At 35.1% G+C, this 279-nt stretch carries 1 protein-coding gene; it reads left to right on the forward strand.

Annotated elements, in window-relative coordinates; genetic code table 11:
- A partial coding sequence (locus FDX22_RS20660; RefSeq protein ID WP_212732833.1) for a hypothetical protein occupies positions 1-271 on the forward strand: 271 nt, incomplete at its 5' end.
- Positions 272-279 lie beyond the last annotated feature (8 nt).

Raw genomic sequence — 279 nt, forward strand, 5'->3', positions numbered from 1 at the left:
ATATATGAAAAGCAACTACAAAAGTTTAAGGGCAGAAGAAAAAGCAAGCAAACATTATGCTAGAGGCGTCAGAAAGCTGTCTAAAGAGCTTGAAGAAATGAACGAGATAAAGTATAGGGTTGGGCCTAACGAGTGCTTATATGGCTTGATAAGTGAATTATGGAGCTATTGGGAAGACGGATATATTTTACCAATGCTTAAATATAATATCGAAATTACAAGACAAGGGGATGTATTCATCGTGGAAAGAGGAAAAAATGAGCGTATTTGAAAACTTAA

It is taken from the genome of Citrobacter sp. TBCS-14, assembly GCF_005280805.1.
GTDB lineage: Bacteria > Pseudomonadota > Gammaproteobacteria > Enterobacterales > Enterobacteriaceae > Citrobacter > Citrobacter gillenii.